This window comes from Nonomuraea sp. NPDC050643 (genome assembly GCF_040654715.1).
Lineage (GTDB): Bacteria > Actinomycetota > Actinomycetes > Streptosporangiales > Streptosporangiaceae > Nonomuraea.
In genome coordinates this window covers 181304-198301 of the sequence record NZ_JBFAIM010000013.1, presented here as the reverse complement: position 1 = coordinate 198301, position 16998 = coordinate 181304, and the positions used below count along the sequence as shown (strand labels likewise).

The 16998-nt window shown below is 72.2% G+C and carries 16 protein-coding genes; 12 read left to right on the top strand and 4 right to left on the bottom strand.

The annotated features are described in order from the left end of the window. The first annotated feature begins 41 nt into the window (after positions 1–41). The 4 genes from AB0I15_RS19500 (at position 42) to AB0I15_RS19485 (ending at position 2616) form a co-directional block, all read left to right on the top strand. Positions 42–551 carry a hypothetical protein gene (locus AB0I15_RS19500; RefSeq protein WP_358096941.1) on the top strand — a complete coding sequence of 170 codons (510 nt, stop codon included), beginning with the start codon at positions 42–44 and terminating at the stop codon, positions 549–551. Between the two features lie 99 nt (positions 552–650). After that, complete coding sequence (locus AB0I15_RS19495; protein WP_358096938.1) at positions 651–1097, top strand: DUF2690 domain-containing protein; 447 nt, start codon at positions 651–653, stop codon at positions 1095–1097. Positions 1098–1182: 85 nt separating this feature from the next. Next, positions 1183–1809 carry an HAD family hydrolase gene (locus AB0I15_RS19490; RefSeq protein ID WP_358096935.1) on the top strand — a complete coding sequence of 209 codons (627 nt, stop codon included), beginning with the start codon at positions 1183–1185 and terminating at the stop codon, positions 1807–1809. A 99-nt stretch (positions 1810–1908) separates the two neighbouring features. Continuing rightward, a complete protein-coding gene (locus AB0I15_RS19485; protein ID WP_358096933.1) occupies positions 1909–2616 on the top strand; it encodes a haloacid dehalogenase-like hydrolase in 708 nt (235 codons plus the stop codon). A gap of 14 nt (positions 2617–2630) precedes the next feature. Here AB0I15_RS19485 and AB0I15_RS19480 read toward each other — a convergent pair whose 3' ends face one another. Beyond that, positions 2631–4247, bottom strand: coding sequence for a penicillin-binding transpeptidase domain-containing protein (locus AB0I15_RS19480; protein WP_358096930.1), 1617 nt, complete (start codon positions 4245–4247; stop codon positions 2631–2633). An 87-nt stretch (positions 4248–4334) separates the two neighbouring features. Between AB0I15_RS19480 and AB0I15_RS19475 the strand changes: the two genes are divergently transcribed. The 3 genes from AB0I15_RS19475 to AB0I15_RS19465 are packed head-to-tail and all read left to right on the top strand — an operon-like array spanning position 4335 to position 8123. Further along, positions 4335–5252, top strand: a complete 918-nt coding sequence (locus AB0I15_RS19475) for a LysR substrate-binding domain-containing protein (RefSeq protein ID WP_358096927.1) — start codon at positions 4335–4337, stop codon at positions 5250–5252. After that, entirely contained in the window at positions 5249–6106 is an 858-nt protein-coding gene (locus AB0I15_RS19470) for a serine hydrolase (RefSeq protein WP_358096924.1), read from the top strand. Before AB0I15_RS19475 ends, AB0I15_RS19470 begins: the two co-directional genes overlap by 4 nt. Positions 6107–6164: 58 nt before the next feature. After that, positions 6165–8123 (top strand): acetoacetate--CoA ligase, encoded by a 1959-nt coding sequence (locus AB0I15_RS19465; protein WP_358096921.1) that lies wholly within the window; start codon positions 6165–6167, stop codon positions 8121–8123. 5 nt (positions 8124–8128) lie between these two features. Here AB0I15_RS19465 and AB0I15_RS19460 read toward each other — a convergent pair whose 3' ends face one another. Beyond that, positions 8129–9001, bottom strand: a complete 873-nt coding sequence (locus tag AB0I15_RS19460; protein WP_358096918.1) for an NADP-dependent oxidoreductase — start codon at positions 8999–9001, stop codon at positions 8129–8131. A 99-nt stretch (positions 9002–9100) separates the two neighbouring features. On the opposite strand from AB0I15_RS19460, the gene AB0I15_RS19455 reads away from it, so the two are divergent. From AB0I15_RS19455 to rhaS, 5 genes are all read left to right on the top strand, one after another. Continuing rightward, on the top strand, positions 9101–10072 hold the full coding sequence (locus AB0I15_RS19455) for an AraC family transcriptional regulator (RefSeq protein WP_358096915.1): 972 nt from the start codon (positions 9101–9103) through the stop codon (positions 10070–10072). A 129-nt stretch (positions 10073–10201) separates the two neighbouring features. Further along, entirely contained in the window at positions 10202–11698 is a 1497-nt protein-coding gene (locus AB0I15_RS19450; protein ID WP_358096912.1) for a sugar ABC transporter ATP-binding protein, read from the top strand. Positions 11699–11804: 106 nt separating this feature from the next. Next, positions 11805–12848 carry an ABC transporter permease gene (locus AB0I15_RS19445; RefSeq protein ID WP_358096909.1) on the top strand — a complete coding sequence of 348 codons (1044 nt, stop codon included), beginning with the start codon at positions 11805–11807 and terminating at the stop codon, positions 12846–12848. A gap of 62 nt (positions 12849–12910) precedes the next feature. Next, on the top strand, positions 12911–13885 hold the full coding sequence (locus AB0I15_RS19440; protein ID WP_358096906.1) for an ABC transporter permease: 975 nt from the start codon (positions 12911–12913) through the stop codon (positions 13883–13885). Then, positions 13882–14961: a rhamnose ABC transporter substrate-binding protein gene (gene rhaS / locus AB0I15_RS19435; protein WP_358096903.1), complete on the top strand. Its 1080-nt coding sequence runs from the start codon at positions 13882–13884 to the stop codon at positions 14959–14961. Before AB0I15_RS19440 ends, rhaS begins: the two co-directional genes overlap by 4 nt. 18 nt (positions 14962–14979) lie before the next feature. Here the strand turns inward: rhaS and AB0I15_RS19430 are convergent, their stop codons facing one another. Both AB0I15_RS19430 and AB0I15_RS19425 read right to left on the bottom strand, forming a co-directional pair. Continuing rightward, positions 14980–15645 carry a response regulator transcription factor gene (locus tag AB0I15_RS19430; RefSeq protein WP_358096901.1) on the bottom strand — a complete coding sequence of 222 codons (666 nt, stop codon included), beginning with the start codon at positions 15643–15645 and terminating at the stop codon, positions 14980–14982. Then, positions 15645–16946 (bottom strand): sensor histidine kinase, encoded by a 1302-nt coding sequence (locus tag AB0I15_RS19425; protein ID WP_358096899.1) that lies wholly within the window; start codon positions 16944–16946, stop codon positions 15645–15647. The genes AB0I15_RS19430 and AB0I15_RS19425 overlap by 1 nt, the downstream gene beginning before the upstream one ends. Positions 16947–16998: the final 52 nt, after the last annotated feature.

The following is a 16998-nucleotide window of genomic DNA, read 5'->3' as shown; positions in this document are numbered from 1 at the left end:
ACGAGTAGGGTGTGGCAGGTTCTCCCTTGGAAAGGTACGTCATGCGCGTCTATCTGCCGTGCACTCTTCCGGCCCTGGCCTCGGCGGTCGAGGCGGGCGGGCTGGGCCCGGCTCCGTTGACCGGCTACGCGGTGACCCCCGCGCTGACCGAGTGGTACGCCTCGGGCGACACCGAGGAGCTCGAATACGTCGCGCTCACCGAGGCGGCCCGCGCCTCGCTGCGCCTGCTGGCCGCCGACCGAGCCGACGGCGGCGCGGCCGCGCCCCGGCGGGTGGTGATCGCCGCCGAGGTGCCTGACGGAGTGGTCATCGTCGGCGCCGACCTCGAGCAGCGCGCGCATGTACACCTGTCCGAGCCGATCCCGCTGACCAAGGTGGCCGCGGTGCACATCGACGACCACGGGGCGGTCGCCGACATCGAGGCCGCGATCGACGCGCTGCCCGCCTCCGACCAGGGCGACGACGACGCCCGGTTCGCGGTGGACGGGGCCGAGGCCCACGAGCTCATGTGGTACGCAACCCAGGAGATACCCGACGTGCTCAGGTCATAACGGAGACGTTACATCGGTCACAGTTCCTTGACCGCGTAGCGGTTGATCTCGCTAGGGTCCCGACGCAGCACCATTCTCTGACTGAAGGAGTCGGTTCACGTGAAGCGTCGAGTTGTAGCGGTCGTCCTCGGGGCGGCGACCCTCCTCGCAGGCTCTCCCGCGAACGCCCAGGCCGCGCTCAAGCCGTACGACCACAAGGACCCGTACAAGTCGGGCTGTGGCAACTCCGCCCGCACCGTGCGGACGGCCACGATCAACAGCAAGGCCAACGGCCAGGTCGGCACGATCAAGCTGATGTGGTCCGGCAAGTGCAAGACGAACTGGATCGAGGTCAGCACCGCCACCTCCGCGCGCGGCACCATCAGCGTGTACGCCGCGGACGGCCGGTACGACCGGTTCAGCTTCAAGCCGGGCAACAAGGGCCGGCACTGGGGCAACATGATCTGGGCCAACAACATGTGCGCCTGGGGCGGTGTCTCGGTGCAGTGGAACGGCGGCAAGGGCGGCCAGAACGGCGCCGGCACCACCAGCAAGGCCTGCAAGTAGCCTGCGCGAAGGGGTCGTGGCCGGATGGGCCGCGGCCCCGAGTCGTTCACCGCGATGTCACACCTACCGATTAGGCTGGTATGACATGACTAAGCACATTATCTGGGATTGGAACGGCACCCTCTTCCACGACGTCGATGCCGTGGTCGGAGCCACCAACGAGGTCTTCAGGCCGTACGCGCTGCCCGAGCTGACCGCCGACGGACTCCGCGCGGTCTACACCCGCCCCATCTGGCTCGCCTACGAGCGCCTGCTGGGGCGCCCGCTGAACGAGGGCGAGTGGCAACTGCTCGACGACGGCTTCCACGAGCACTACTTCCGGCTGAGCGACGCCTGCGGGCTCGCCGCCGACGCGCTGCTCACGCTCACGAGCTGGACCGGCACGCAGTCGCTCTGCTCGATGGCGCCGCACTCGCACCTGGTGCCCAAGGTCGACTCGTTCGGCATCACGACGCACTTCACCCGGATCGACGGGCTGATCGGGTTGACCGGCGGGGAGAAGGCGGCGCACATGGCCGCGCACATCGAGGCCGTGGGCGTCGACGCCGGTGAGGTCCTGGTGATCGGCGACAGCGTGGACGACGGGCTCGCCGCCAAGCACGTGGGGGCCAGGGCCGTGCTCTACACCGGCGGGATGACGTCGCGGGCCGAGCTGGAGGCGACCGGGCTGCCGGTGGTCGACACGCTGGCCCAGGCGCTCGACCACGCCTGAAACGACCACGCCTGAAATTCGTCGAGGCGGGAGCCGCGGGCCCGGTGGCGGCCGTACTCTTGCAGGGATCCCCCTCAGGAGGCTGCCATCAACCGCCTTGTGCTGTGGAACGTCGACCTGACTCTGGTCGACGTCGCCATCGTGAGCAGAGACGCCTACGCCGAGGCGTTCCGCGTCGTGACCGGGCGCCCGCTGGTCAAGCTCGTGCCCCCGCTGGGCCGCCCCGACTCGGAGATCGTCTTCGAGACGCTGGCCGTCAACGGCATCGTGGCCGAGGACGACCACCTGCCCCGCTTCCTGTCGGCGCTCGCCATGGCCTTCGCCGACCGGCGCGGGCGGCTGGCCAAGGAGGGGCGCATGATGGCCGGGGCCAAGGACGCGCTGAAGTCGGTGTCCCGGCTCGACGGCGTGGTCCAGACGGTGCTGACCGGCACGATCAAGAGCAACGCCGTGCACAAGCTGAAGGCGTTCGGGCTGGACAGGCACATCGACTTCGAGCTCGGGGGATACGGCGAGGAGGTCTATCCCAAGGCGACGCTGCTGCAGGTCGCGCAGTCGCGGGCCAAGCAGCGCCTGGGCACGCCGTTCACCGCGGCCAACACGGTGGTGATCGGAGACTCCACGCGCGACGTGCAGGCGGCCAGGATCGGCGGGGCGGCGATGATCGGGGTCGCCTCCGGGCGGTCGATGGCGGGCGAGCTGCGCGAGGCCGGGGCCGACATCGTGCTGCCCGACCTGTCCAACGCCTCCGAGGTGGTGGCCGCGGTCGCGGGACTGACCTCCCCGATGGACCGGAAGGCCGGGTAGCGCGCTCCCAGAGGTCAGGGGGCGTTCTGGAGGAAGCGGGCGGCGATCGGGGCCGCCACGGCCGAGCCGGCGCCGCCGCCCTCGACGATCACCGCGAACGCCAGGTCGCCCTTGTAGCCGATGAACCACGAGTGCGCGGGCGGCTCCTCGCCCGAGCCGTACTCGGCCGTCCCGGTCTTGCCCGCCGTGCCGGGCGGGAAGCGTACGGCGTGGGCGGTGCCGTCGGTGACGACGGCGGGCATGAGCTTGCGCAGGGCCTTGACCACGCCCTCCTCCAGCGGCCGTGGGTTGTCCGGTTGCGCGTCCGGGATGTGCTCCTCCTTGACGAGCCTGGGCGGGATCCACGCGCCCGAGGCGATGGCGGCGGCGACCGAGGCCATGTTGAGCGGGCTGGCCAGCACCCGGCCCTGTCCGATCGCGGCGGAGGCCAGGTCGGTGTCGTCCTTGGGGTCGGGGTACTCGGCGCGTACGGCGGGGACGCCCGGCGTGATCGGGGTGCCGAAGCCGAAGCTCTTGGCGACCTCGCCGAGCCGCCCGGCGTTCAGCTTCGCCACGCTCATCTCCCCGAACGTGGTGTTGCACGAGTGCGCGAACGCGTCACGGAACGGCAGCGTGCCGAAGTCCTCGAAGCCGGCGTTGTGGAACGGGAAGCCGCCGATGTTCTTCTCGGCCGGGCACGTGACCTGCTGCGCGGGCTCGACCCCGTCAGCGACCAGCGCCGAGGCCGTCACGACCTTGAACGTCGAACCGGGCGGGTACTTGCCCATCAGCGCCCGGTTGAACCCGCCGGGCGCGTTGACCACCGCCAGGATCTCCCCGGTCGAGGCCCGCAGCGCCACCAGGGAGACCGGCTTGTCCACGTCCTTGAGCGCCGCGGCCCCCGCCCGGTGCACCTTCAGGTCGATCGTGGTCTGGATCGGCCGGGTCGTCCCCGCCTTCACCACGGTCTGGACGGCCCGGTCGCCCTCGAAGAGGACGATGCCGGAGTCGGCCGACGCCTTGAACCGGTCGGGCAAGGCCTGCTTCATGCCCTCGACGAGCTGCTGGACGGAGCCGGGCGCCGCCGGGGTGTTGAGCTGGGTGCCGTCGGCGGCCACGACCCGTACGGCGTCGCCGGGCCGCGTGATCACCCGCAGCGAGCGGCCGTCCTTGAGCAGGGGGTGCAGGGAGGCGGGCGTCCAGGCCACCTTCCACGTACGGTCACGCTCGACCAGTTTGAGCCGGCCGCCGTAGTCCCAGGTGCGCTGCCCCAGCACCCTGGCCTGGAAGCCGATGAAGCCGTCGCGGTCCGGGCCGGTGTCGGCGAAGACCCCGCTCGGGAGGGGCCGGTGGAAGGTGGCCTCGGTGGCCTTCAGGTCGGTGAGGAAGCGGCGGTGCCGGCTCTCGAAGTCGGCGGGCGGGTCGGCCGCCAGCGCCCGCATCGCCGCGTAGTCCTTCCTGGACCAGGCGCTGAGGTACTGGTCGACCGTCTGCTCCGGCGCGCCCTCCGTGCGCAGCGCCCAGATGACGCCCCCTGCCGCGACGGCCGGGACCAGCAGTCCGGCCAGGATCCACGGCCATCTCCTGCGGCGGCGGCGCGGCGGCCGGTCCGGCTGCAGGTAAGCGTAACTTGTCCCCGTTTGTGGTGCCATGACGGAGAGGACACCAGAGGCGTGGCGGGGGTGTCCAATATTGATATGACGGCCGTCAGGATATAAATCTGGATATATTTGCTGGTCATGGACCTGGTCCGGCATCTCCGCTACTTCGTCGTGGTGGCCGAGGAACTCCACTTCGGCAACGCGGCGATCCGGCTCGGCATGGCCCAGCCGCCGCTCAGCCAGCGCATCAAACGCCTGGAGGAGGAGCTCGGCGTCCGGCTCTTCGACCGCTCCGCCCGGCAGGTCCGGCTCACCGAGGAGGGCCGGCTGCTCCTGGGCGAGGCCCGCGACATCGTGGCCCGGGTGGACCGGCTGCACGAGCTGGCCCGGCAGGGCCAGGGCACGGTGCTCAAGGTGGGCGTGCCACCCGACCTGGCCGCGACCGTGCTCGCCGCCCTGGTCGCCGGCTTTCGCGAGAGCCACCCCGAGGTACGCCTCGCGCCCGCCGAGATCTGGACCGCCGACCAGGTGACGGCCCTGGCCGAGGGCTCGATCGACGTGGGCCTCGTCCGGCATCCGGTCACCGCCCCCGGCCTCGAGTACGGCCGGATCCTGCTGCAGCCGCAGGGCGTGCTGCTGGCCGCCGGAGACCCGCTCACGGGCGTCGGCGAGGTGCACCTGGCCGACCTGGCGGGACGCGAGCTGCTCATGCCGCCCAAGGAGGGCGAGCCCGGCTGGCACGCGGAGACGCTGTCGGAGTGCCGCCGCCACGGCTTCGTCCCCGTACAGGTGCACCAGGGCGCCGGGATGGGGCTGGTGATGGCGGGGGCGGCGGTGGCGTTCGGGCCCAGGGCGGAGGTGCCGGGGCTGGCCTGGCGGCCACTGCTAGGCTCGCCGATCACGAGCCGGGTCTCCACCGCCTGGCGCGTGGCCACGACACCGGTCAATGACTTCGCGGACGTGGCCGTACGGACGTTGAAGGAGAGCGGCGGGATGACGGACGAAGGCGCCGTGCCCGCGCGGCGGATCAGCCGCAGGCCGGGGATGCTGGCATGAGCGCGCCCGACTTCGAGAGCCTGTTCCGGATGGCCGGCGTCACCGGCCGGCTGCACGCCGTCGACATCGACACCGGGCACGAGGTGGGCCTCGCCGCCGACGAGCCGCTGGTCACGGCGTCGATGTTCAAGGTGCCGCTGCTGGTGGCGCTCTGCCGGCAGGCCGACGCCGGGCTGGTCGACCTGTCCGCCCGGGTCACCGTGACGGCCGCCGACCGGGTGACCGGGCCGACGGGGCTGTCCGCGATGCTCGACGACGTGACGATCTCGCTGCGCGACCTGGCGTACTCGATGATCGCGGTGAGCGACAACACCTCCGCCGACAAACTGCTGGCCGGGGTCGGGTACGACGCGATCAACACCATGCTGGACTCGTTCGGGCTGCGCGAGACGCGCGTCGTGCAGAGCGCGCGGGAGATGCTCCACAGCATGCGTGTGGACACCGGGCACGGGTGGCCGTTCGTGGATCCCGACGACATAGCGCGGCTGAGCGCGCTGGATCCCGCGCGGGCCAACCGCAGCACCTCACGCGAGATGACCACGCTGTTCGGGCTGATCTGGCGCGACGAGGCGGCCTCCGGCGAGTCGTGCGCCTGGATGCGGGCCGTGCTCAACGGGCAGGTGTGGCCACACCGGCTGGCCTCCGGTTTCCCGTACGACGACGTCGCCGTCAGCGGCAAGACCGGCACGCTGCCGACCCTGCGCTGCGAGTCAGGCGTCGTCGAATACCCCGACGGCGCCCGCTACGCCGTGTCCGTCTCCACCCGTTCCTTCAGCACCGCGCTCAACCAGCCGCGCGCCGACGCCGTGATCGGCACCGCCGCGCGTATGGCGGTGGACCACCTACGGAGGTAGCAAGTTATGGGGAAAGGCGGGTATGACTTTCCGCCGGACGGGCGACAGGATGGGGCACATGGTTGCTGAGGGCGAGCTTCTCTGGGAGCCGGGCGACGAGGTCGTGGAGTCGGCGCGGTTGACCCGCTACCTGCGATGGCTGGGCCGGCCCGGCGGCTACGACGACGCGTGGCGCTGGTCCGTTGACCGGCCCACGGAGTTCTGGACGTCGATCTGGGACTATTTCGAGGTCATCGGGGACCGGGGCGACGGGCCCGTGCTCTCCGGGACGATGCCCGGCGTCACCTGGTTCGCCGGCAGTTCGCTCAACTACGCCGAGAACGCCCTGCGGCGCACCGAGGGCACCGCCCTGGTGTTCGTCTCCGAGGACGGCGGCCGGCAGGAGCTGACCTGGGCCGAGCTGCGCGACGAGGTCGCCCGCGTGCGCACGGGGCTGGTCCGGCTCGGCGTGGGGCGCGGCGACCGGGTGGCCGCCTACCTGCCGAACATCCCGCAGGCGGTGATCGCCTGCCTGGCCACCGCCTCGCTGGGGGCGATCTGGTCGGCCGGCTCGCCCGACTTCGGGGTGGCGAGCATCGTCGACCGGTTCAAGCAGATCGAGCCCAAGGTGCTCATCGCCGTCGACGGCTACCTCTACAACGGCAAGAGCTTCGACCGTTCGGCCGCGGTCAACGAGATCGCCGCCGAGCTGCCCTCGCTCCGCGCGACCGTGTGGATCCCCTACCTGGCGGCGGCCGCGGAGGGCCGCGCGCCGCAGCAGGCCGAGCCGGCCCCCGGGCACGCGCGGGAGCTGCCGCACGGCGAGGTGATCGGCTGGGAGGGCCTGCGGGCCGAGGAGGGGCCGCTGGAGTTCGAGCGGGTGCCGTTCGACCACCCGCTGTGGATCCTCTACTCCAGCGGCACGACCGGGCTGCCCAAGCCGATCGTGCACGGCCACGGCGGCGTGGTGCTCGAACACCTGAAGTCGCTCGCCTTCCACCAGGACCTGGGGGAGGGCGAGGTGTTCTTCTGGTACACCACCACGGGCTGGATGATGTGGAACTACCTCATCGGCTCCCTCCTGGTGGGGGCCACGCCCGTGCTGTACGACGGCTCGGCCACCTATCCTTCGGCCGCCGCGCTGTGGCGGATCGCGGCCTCGGAAGGGGTGACCTACTTCGGGGTCGGGGCGCCGTACATCATGGCCTCGCTCAAGGCCGGCATCCACCCCGAGGGCCTCGACCGGCTGCGCGGGGTGGGCTCGACCGGGTCGCCGCTGCCGCCCGAGGGGTTCGCCTGGGTGGCGTCCGAGCTGCCCGGGATCCCGATCGGGTCCTTCTCCGGCGGCACCGACGTGTGCACGGGGTTCGTCGGGGCCACCATGGTGCACCCGATCAGGGCCGGGGTCATCCCGTGCCGGTCGCTGGGGGCGAGGGTGGAGTCGTACGACCCGGCCGGCAAGTCCGTCGTCGGCGAGGTGGGGGAGCTGGTGCTGACCCAGCCGATGCCCTCGATGCCGGTGATGTTCTGGAACGACCCCGGGGGCGAGCGCTACACCGAGAGCTACTTCGACGTCTATCCCGGCGTGTGGCGGCACGGCGACTGGATCAAGATCAACGACGACGGGAGCTGCGTCATCTACGGACGCTCCGACTCGACCCTCAACCGGGGCGGCGTGCGGATGGGCACCAGCGAGTTCTACCGGGTCGTCGAGCGGTTCGAGGAGATCGCCGACAGCCTCGTGATCGACACGGGGCAGCTCGGGCAGGAAGGGCGGCTGCTCCTGTACGTCACCCTCGCCGAGGGCGCCGAGCTGGGCGAGCCGCTGCGGCGCGCGCTCTGCGACGCCCTGCGCAAGGAGCTGTCCCCCCGGCACGTGCCCAACGAGATCCGCGCCGTGCCCGGCATCCCGCGCACGCTGTCAGGCAAGAAGCTCGAGGTGCCCGTGCGCAAGATCCTGCTCGGCACCCCCGTCGACCAGGCCGCCAACCCGGACGCCATGGCCAACCCCGAGGTCCTGCGCCACTTCACCCCCTAGCCGCCTCACACGGTGAGGAGGATCTTGCCGCGCGTGCCGCCGGCCTCGGCCCGGCGGTGCAGCCCCGCCAGCTCCGACAGCGGGTAGGTCTCGGCTTCGACGATCAGCTCGCCCTTGTCGATCAGGGCGGCGATCGCGGCGAGCTGTTCCGGGTCGTTGCGGGTGATGAAGTGGGTGCCGCCCTCGATCGGCGTGGCGACGGTGATCACGGTGCGCGCGAGCCCGGCCAGGGCCGCCGCGTCCGCCTCGGCGACCGCGGCCAGGTTGAGCAGCACGTCCATGCCGCCCGGCAGCGGGGCGGAGGTGTAGTCGACCACCTCGTCCGCGCCCAGCCGGGCCACGGCCGCCGCGCTGCGCGGGCTCGCCGTGGCCGTCACGGTGGCGCCCGCGAGCTTGGCGAGCTGCACGGCGAACAGGCCGATGCCGCCGCCCGCGCCGTTGATCAGCACCCGCTGCCCGGGGGTGATCCGGGCGTGCTCGTGGACCGCCTGCCAGGCGGTGAGCCCGGCGACCGGGATGGCGGCCGCGTGGGCCAGGGGGATGCTCTCGGGCGCCCGGCACAGGGTGTCGGCTGGGGCCGTCACGTACTCGGCGGCGGCGCCGTTCACCTGGCCGAACACGCGGTCGCCCGTGCCGAGGGCGGTGACGCCCGCGCCGGTGCCGAGCACGGTGCCCGCGACGTCCCAGCCGAGGGTGTGCGGCAGGGTCACGTCGAGCACTCCGCGCAGGAGGCCGGCGCGCAGGCCGACCTCCGACGGGTTGAAGGACGTGGCCGCCACCTCGATCAGGACCTCTCCGGGGGCGGGGCTCGGGACCGGGATCCGGTCGTGCCTGATCACCGAGGCGTCGCCGTACCCGTGGATTCTGGCTGCTCTCATGGTCTGCATGGGAAAACCCTAGGAGCGAAAGGCTGAGACGGCCAATACGTGAGGGTCGCGTCTTTCATGCTTCAGCGTCTTGGGGTCTAGACTGCCGCCATGGACGTGCTCAGCGACGTGATCGCGATCATGCGTACCGGCCGGCCCCGCTCCGCCCGCGTCGAGTGGCATGCGCCCTGGGGGCAGCGCTTCCCCTCGGCGCCCGGGTCGGCCGGGTTCCAGGTCGTGCTGCGGGGGTCGGGCTGGCTGCTCCCGCCCGGCGGTGAGCCGGTCGCGCTGTCGGCCGGTGACGTGCTGTTCTTCCCGCACGGGCACGGCTACGCGATCGCCGACTCCCCGTTCACGCCGGTGGCCGAGCCGGCCTGCGATCCGCTGGAGGAGACAGACCTGTTCGCCTCCGCCTTCATCGAGGGCCCCGGCGCGGCCACGGTCCTGCTGTGCGGCGGCTACCGCATCGACGCGAGCCGCGCCCATCCGATCCTGCGCGACCTGCCCGACCTGATCCACCTGCCGGCCGAGCTGGGCCGGCACACCGAGCTGCGCGTCGCGGTCGACCTGCTGGGCGCGGAGGTGCACCGGCCCCGCCTGGGCGCCGACACGGTCGTGTCGTCCCTGCTCGACCTGCTGCTGCTCTACATCCTGCGGGCCTGGTTCGACTCCGAGCCCGGCCACTGCGAGGTCACCGGCTGGGCCGCGGCCCTGGCCGACCCGCAGATCAGCGCCGTGCTCGACGCCGTGCACCGCGACCCCGCCCGGCCGTGGACGGTCAAGGAGATGGGCGAGCGAGCGGGGCTGTCGCGGGCCGCGTTCGCCCGGCGGTTCACGGCGCTGGTGGGGCAGCCGCCGCTCGGCTACCTGACGTGGTGGCGGCTGGCCACCGCCGCCCGCCTGCTGCGGGAGTCGGAAGACGGGCTGGGCGCGATCGCCGCCCGGGTGGGATACACCTCGGAGTTCTCCTTCGCCAACGCCTTCAAGCGCGAGCACGGCCTGGCGCCCGGCCGATACCGCCGCGAGGTCTGCCCGCCCGTGGCCCGCTCTTCCTTTCCCGGGAGTGAGGCGCTTAAAACGTAACAATTCTGACAGAGGCAGAGGCTTCAGCAGCACTACGGAAATCTCGCTGTGACCGACCATTGACGCGGCACCGCTGGCTGATCTACGGTCCTCCCACCGCTTAAAACGATTTTGCCGGGAGTGCGGCACATGGATCAGACTCCCGTTCTATCCCTCTCACAGGTCAGCAAGGCGTTCGGCGCGGTCCGCGCCGTGCGCGAGGTCTCCCTTGATCTCTTCCCCGGCGAGGTGCACGCGCTCGCCGGAGAGAACGGCGCCGGAAAGTCGACGCTCGTGAAGATCCTTTCGGGTGTGCACCGGCCGGACTCCGGCCGGATCCTGCTGGACGGCGAGCCGGTCGAGTTCGCCGGGCCGGCCGACGCGCAGCGGGCCGGGGTCGCGGTGATCTACCAGGAGCCGACCCTGTTCCCCGACCTGTCGGTCATGGAGAACATCTTCATGGGCCGCCAGCCCCGCTCCCGCTTCGGCATCGACCGGCGCGCCATGCGCGCGAGCGCCGCCGAGCTGTTCACCCGGCTCGGCGTGCGGCTCGACCCCGACCAGCCCGCGCGCGGCCTGTCGATCGCCGACCAGCAGCTCGTGGAGATCGCCAAGGCGCTCTCGCGGCAGGCGCGGGTGCTCGTCATGGACGAGCCCACCGCCGCGCTGTCCGGCAAGGAGGTCGCCCGGCTGTTCGGCGTGGCCAGGGCGCTGCGCGAGCAGGGGTGCGCGCTGCTGTTCATCTCCCACCGGCTGGAGGAGATGTTCGAGCTGTGCCGGCGGGTGACCACCCTGCGCGACGGCGCCTTCGTGGCCACCGACCTGATCTCCGGCATCACCCCCGACGACCTCGTACGCCGGATGGTCGGCAGGGAGCTGGAGGCCCTGTTCCCCAAGCAGGAGACCGACACCGGCGAGGTGGCGCTGCGGGTGAGCCGGCTCACCCGCGAAGGTGTCTTCACCGACGTCTCCTTCGAGGTCCGCCGGGGCGAGATCGTCGCGCTGGCCGGGCTGGTCGGGGCCGGGCGCAGCGAGGTCGCGAGGGCCGTGTTCGGCATCGACCGATGGGACGCCGGCGGCGTCGAGGTGGACGGCGAACGGCTGCGGCCCGCCAGCCCCACGGCGGCCATGGCGGCCGGGCTGGCCCTGGTCCCCGAGGACCGGCGGCAACAGGGGCTGGTCATGGACCTGTCCATCGAGCGCAACATCGGGCTCGCCGGGCTGGCCGAGGTCCGCAGGGGGCCGCTGATCTCCCGGCCGGCCGAGCGGGAGCGGGCCAGGGACTGGGCGGTGCGGCTGCGGCTGAAGTTCGCCCGCCTGACAGACCCGGTCAACGTGCTGTCCGGCGGCAACCAGCAGAAGGTCGTGCTGGCCAAGTGGCTGGCCCGCAGACCGTCGGTGCTCATCGTGGACGAGCCGACCCGGGGGATCGATGTCGGGACCAAGGCCGAGGTGCACCGGCTGCTGTCGGAGCTGGCCGGGAACGGGGTGGCGGTGCTGATGATCTCCTCCGAGCTGCCCGAGGTGCTCGGCATGGCCGACCGGGTGCTGGTCATGCACGAAGGACGGCTGGTCGCCGAGCTCGGCCGTGCGGAGGCGACCGAGGAGAACGTGATGGCCGCCGCCACCGGAAGGAGCGCGGCATGAGCGCGCCTCCTGTGACAGGCGGCACGAGCGCGTACGCCGGAGCGGTCACCATGGCAAGCGGCTTGAGCGCGTACGCCGGGGCGGTCACCGTGACGAGGGGGTCCGCGTGACGGCCACCGCGGCCCGGCCCGAGGAGGGCGTGCGGCGCAACGGCGGGCGGCGGCTGGTGGACCGGGTCGCCCGGGTGCGCGAGCTCGGCATCGTGGTCGCGCTCGGCGTCCTGTTCGGCGTCACGGGCGCGGTCAACCCGAGCTTCCTCAGCTACGGCAGCCTGCGCGACATCCTGCTCAACTCCGCCATCGTGGCCCTGCTCGCCGTCGGCCAGACGCTCGTCGTCATCACCAGGAACGTGGACCTGTCGGTCAGCTCCGTGGTGGGCCTGTCGGCGTTCGGGGGCGCGCTCATCCTGGCCGATCATCCGGGCGTGCCCATCCCCGTCGTGATCGCCGGCTGCGTGCTCCTGGGCGCCGTCTGCGGGGCGGTGAACGGCCTGCTCGTCGGCGCGGCCAAGGTGCCCGCGCTGGTCGCCACCCTCGGCACCCTGTACGCCTTCCGCGGCATCGACTACGCCTGGGCCGGCGGCCGGCAGGTCAACGCGGCCGACATGCCCGAGGGCTTCCTGTCCCTGGGCACCCGCTCGGTCCTCGGCGTGCCCCTGCTCGCGCTCGTCGCCCTGGCCGTGCTGCTGGTCGTCGGCTGGATGCTGCGCAACCTGCGCTCCGGCCGCGAGCTGTACGCCATCGGCTCCAATCCCGAGGCCGCCGTCCTGGCCGGGATCGACGTCCGGCGCCGGATCGTCGCGGCCTTCGTCGCGAGCGGCGCGCTGGCCGGGCTGGCCGGCGTGATGTGGGCGGCCAGGTTCGGCACCGTGGACGCGACCGTGGCGACGGGCAAGGAGCTCGACGTGATCGCCGCCGTCGTGGTCGGCGGCGTGGCCATCTTCGGCGGCAGCGGCACCGTCTACGGGGCGGCGCTCGGGGCGCTGCTGCTGGCCGGCATCACCAGCGCGCTGGCCGTGCTGCGGGTGGACGCGCTCGCCCAGACCGCGATCAACGGCGCCCTGCTGATCGCCGCCATCGTTCTCGACCGCGTGCTCGCGCTGCGGGTGGCCGCGGCCCTGCGCCGCAGGAGGTTCCACGATGCGCACTGACCCGCCCCGCGCGGGAGGTCTCCTGGCCCGCACCGACCCGGCCCGTCGCAGGAGGTTCCCCGATGCGCGTTGACCTGGTCCGCCGGTGGGAGGGGCTGATCCTCGTCCTGCTGGTCGCCGTCACCCTGTGGGCCTCGCTCGGCGTGGACGGCTTCGCCAACGGCTCCAACGTCTCCTTCCTGCTCCTCGACACCACCGAGATCGCCCTGATGGCCCTGACCATGACGCTGGTCGTCGTGGCGGCCGAGATCGACCTGTCCGTGGCCTCCACGCTGGGCCTGTCCTGCGCGGTGCTCGGCTGGTTGTGGAACGCCGGGCTGGCCATCGAGCTGATCATGCCGATCTGCCTGCTCGTCGGGGCGGCGTGCGGCGCCCTGAACGGCCTGCTCGTCACCCGGCTCGGCCTGCCCTCGCTGGCGGTCACGATCGGCACGTTCGCGCTGTTCCGCGGCCTGGCGTACGTGATGCTCGGCGACCAGGCGGTGGCCGACCTGCCGCCCGCCTACACCGGCCTGGCCACGGCCTCGATCGGCCCCCTGCCCCTGGCCACCGTGCTGGTCGCGGTGCTGGCGGCCATCGCCGCCGTGGTGCTGCACGCGACCGGGCTCGGCCGGGCGATCTTCGCGCTCGGCTCCAACGAGGAGGCCGCCTACTTCTCGGGCGTGCGGGTCAAGCGGATCAAGTTCTGGCTGTTCGTGGCCTCCGGGGTGATGGCCTCGCTGGCCTCCCTCGTGTACACGTTCCGCTACGCCAGCGCCCGCGCGGACAACGGCATGGGGCTGGAGCTGGCCGTGGTGGCCGCCGTCCTGCTCGGCGGCGTGTCGATCTTCGGCGGGCGCGGCACGCTGCCCGGGGTCCTGATGGCGGTGCTGCTGCTCGGCGTCGTACGCAACGCGCTGATCCTCGCCGACGTGGCCAACGAGGTCCTGAACTTCGTGACGGGCCTGCTGCTCGTCGCATCCGTGCTGGCGCCGAACCTGGGGGCGGTCTGGCGGCGGCGCACATCACCACAAGTGGAAGGGAAGTCCGCTTCATGAAAACGCGTACCCCTTGGCGGCGAACGGCGCTGCTCGCCGGCCTCGTCCTTCTGACGGCCGCCTGCGGCGGCACCACGAAGAGCGACGTCGCCCAGCAGTCCTCAGCCCCGGCCACCGCGGCGTCGTCGGCCGCGGCCGACCCCAACGCGCCACTCAAACAGGGACTCAAGATCGCGTTCCTGCCCAAGCAGGTCAACAACCCGTACTTCACGATCGCCGACGGCGGCGGCATCACGGCCGCCAAGGAGTTCGGCGGCGAGGGCAAGGAGGTCGGGCCGTCCGACGCGAGCGCGTCCTCGCAGGTGTCCTACATCAACACGCTGATGCAGCAGAAGCAGGACGCCATCGTCATCTCGGCCAACGACCCCAACGCCGTGGTGCCCGCGCTCAAGCAGGCCATGGCCGCCGGGATCAAGGTCGTCAGCTACGACTCCGACACCGCCGCCGACGGCCGCCACATCTTCGTCAACCAGGCCGGCGCCGAGGACCTGGGCCGTACGGAGGTGCAGCTCCTGGCCGAGCAGATCGGCCACAAGGGCAAGATCGCGGTCCTGTCCGCCACCCCGAACGCCACCAACCAGAACACCTGGATCGAGTTCATGAAGGACGAGCTCGAAAAGCCCGAGTACAAGGACATGGAGCTGGTCAAGGTCGCCTACGGCAACGACGACGACCAGAAGTCCTTCACCGAGACCCAGGGCCTGCTGCGCTCCTATCCGGACCTGGCCGGCATCATCTCGCCCACCACCGTCGGCATCGCCGCCGCGGCCCGCTACCTGTCGGACTCGCCGTCCAAGGGCAAGGTCAAGCTGACCGGCCTGGGCACCCCCAACCAGCTCAGGAAGTTCGTCAAGGACGGCACCATCGAGGCGTTCGAGCTGTGGAACCCGGCCGACCTGGGCTACCTGGCCTCCTACGCCGCCGCCGCGCTGGCCTCGGGGCAGATCACCGGCGCCGAAGGGGAGAAGTTCAAGGCCGGCAAGCTCGGCGAGTACACCGTCGGCGCCAAGGGCGAGGTGCTGCTCGGCAAGCCCACCGTGTTCAACAAGGACAACATCGACGACTTCGACTTCTGACGACGGCGAGCGGCCTGGTCACGCCCGTTCACCGGGCACGACCAGGCCCGTCTCGTAGGCGGTCACGACGGCCTGGGTCCTGTCGCGCAGGCCCAGCTTGTTCAGCACCCGGCTCACGTGGGTCTTGACCGTCTCCTCGGTGACCACCAGCCGGGTCGCGATCTCCGGGTTGGACAGGCCCTCGGCGACGAGCCGCAGGACCTGGGTCTCGCGCGGGGTGAGCCGGGCCAGCGACGCGGCGGCCGGGCCCTTCCTGGGACCGATCCTGGCGAACTCGCCGATGAGGCGGCGGGTGACGGCCGGGGCCAGCAGCGCCTCCCCGGCGGCGATCACGCGTACGGCGTCGAAGAGGCGCTCGGCGGTGACGTCCTTGAGCAGGAAGCCGCTGGCCCCGGCGCGCAGGGCGTCGTAGACGTACTCGTCGAGGTCGAACGTGGTCAGGATGAGCACCCTCGGCCCCTCGGGACCGGCCAGCAGCCGGGTGGCCTCGATGCCGCTCATGCCCGGCATGCGCACGTCCATGAGCACGACGTCAGGGGAGAGCTCCCGGCAGCTCCGCACGGCCTCGGCCCCGTCGGCGGCGGTGCCGGCCACCTCGAAGTCCGGCTGCGTGTCGAGCAGTTCGGCGAACCCCGTGCGCACCACCAGATGGTCGTCGGCGATGACCACGCGGATCCGGCTCATCAGCCGTCCTCGCCGCCGCCCGGCAGCCGGGCCTCCACCAGGAAGCCGCCGCCGGGCGCGGGCCCGGTGCTCAGCTCACCGCCGACCGCCGCCGCCCGCTCCCGCATGCCGGTCAGCCCGTGCCCGCCGTCCTCCTGCCCGCCGTCCGCCTCCTCGCGCTCGCCGGCCGGCCCCGGGCCGTTGTCACGGACGAGCAGGCGCAGGTCGCCGCCGGTGTAGTCGAGCTCCACGTCCACGGCGGCGCCCGGCGCGTGCCGCCGCGCGTTGGTGAGCGCCTCCTGGACGATCCGGTACGCCGCCAGCCCCACCCCCGGATCCAGCTCGACCGGCGTGCCCCGCAGGATCAGCCGCGTGCCGCTGCCCGACGCCTCCCGCGACTCGTCGAGCAGCTCGTTGAGCTCGTCGAGGCTCAGGCTGGGCTGGGGCCGCCAGGTCGCCTCCTGTTCGGCGTCCTCGCGCAGCACGCCGAGCAGCCGCCGCATCTCGGTCAGCGCCGACCTGGCGGTGTCACCGATCGCCGACAGCCGCTCGGCCCCGGCCTCCGGCATGCCCGGGACGGCCAGCCGGGCCGCCTCCGCCTGCACGGCCACCATCGAGATGTGGTGGGCGACGATGTCGTGCAGCTCACGGGCGATGCGGGCGCGCTCGCCGCGCGCGGTGTGCTCCAGCAGGTTGCCGGCGATGACCTCCCGGGCGGCCGTGTCGGCCCGCGCCTGGCCGCGGGCACGGCGGGCGACCCCGGCCAGCGCCGCAGCGGGGAGCAGGCAGGCCAGCAGCAGGGAGAACAGCCGCAGCGGGCCGTCGGGCCCGCCGCCCGCCGCGAGCACCACGGCCAGCAGCGGGAACGGCACGGTGGCGAGCACCGCCGGCGCCGGATCCCCGTGGCGCCCGTGCCGGTAGCCCGCGAGGAGCTGCGCGATCAGCCCGGCGACGGTCAGCGTGTGGAAGGCCGTGATCGACAGCAGGCTCGCCCCGGAGATCAGGAGCGCGGCCATGGCCACCCGGTTCCACAGCAGGGCGAGCGGCAGCGTGGTGGCCAGCGCCAGCAGGGGAAAGATGATCACATAGCGCGGCGCCTCCGCGGCCAGCCCGGTCGCCGGGGCGTTCGTCGCGCCGTTCACCGCGCCGTTCGCCGCGTCGTTCATCGGGGCCGGCGACGTGTCGCCGAACAGCACCGGGACGATCCCGGCCTGGGCGAGCGACTCGGCCAGCCCCAGTAAGGCCAGCAGGGCGACGATCGCGATCGGCAGCCATGGCTTCACACCCGTCCACAGGCTCCGTCGGCCGTCCACACGCTCCACGACGAGCATTGTTCCGTGCCGCCCGGCCTTCCGCATCCCTCACGTGAGGGAC

Coding starts and splice junctions, on each gene's coding strand:
- AB0I15_RS19450 (WP_358096912.1), top strand. CDS start 10,202: ATGGATCAGACTCCCGTTCTATCCCTCTCACAGGTCAGCAAGGCGTTC.
- AB0I15_RS19460 (WP_358096918.1), bottom strand. CDS start 9,001: ATGAGAGCAGCCAGAATCCACGGGTACGGCGACGCCTCGGTGATCAGG.
- AB0I15_RS19430 (WP_358096901.1), bottom strand. CDS start 15,645: ATGAGCCGGATCCGCGTGGTCATCGCCGACGACCATCTGGTGGTGCGC.
- AB0I15_RS19490 (WP_358096935.1), top strand. CDS start 1,183: ATGACTAAGCACATTATCTGGGATTGGAACGGCACCCTCTTCCACGAC.
- AB0I15_RS19475 (WP_358096927.1), top strand. CDS start 4,335: ATGGACCTGGTCCGGCATCTCCGCTACTTCGTCGTGGTGGCCGAGGAA.
- AB0I15_RS19470 (WP_358096924.1), top strand. CDS start 5,249: ATGAGCGCGCCCGACTTCGAGAGCCTGTTCCGGATGGCCGGCGTCACC.
- rhaS (WP_358096903.1), top strand. CDS start 13,882: ATGAAAACGCGTACCCCTTGGCGGCGAACGGCGCTGCTCGCCGGCCTC.
- AB0I15_RS19455 (WP_358096915.1), top strand. CDS start 9,101: ATGGACGTGCTCAGCGACGTGATCGCGATCATGCGTACCGGCCGGCCC.
- AB0I15_RS19500 (WP_358096941.1), top strand. CDS start 42: ATGCGCGTCTATCTGCCGTGCACTCTTCCGGCCCTGGCCTCGGCGGTC.
- AB0I15_RS19440 (WP_358096906.1), top strand. CDS start 12,911: ATGCGCGTTGACCTGGTCCGCCGGTGGGAGGGGCTGATCCTCGTCCTG.
- AB0I15_RS19465 (WP_358096921.1), top strand. CDS start 6,165: ATGGTTGCTGAGGGCGAGCTTCTCTGGGAGCCGGGCGACGAGGTCGTG.
- AB0I15_RS19480 (WP_358096930.1), bottom strand. CDS start 4,247: ATGGCACCACAAACGGGGACAAGTTACGCTTACCTGCAGCCGGACCGG.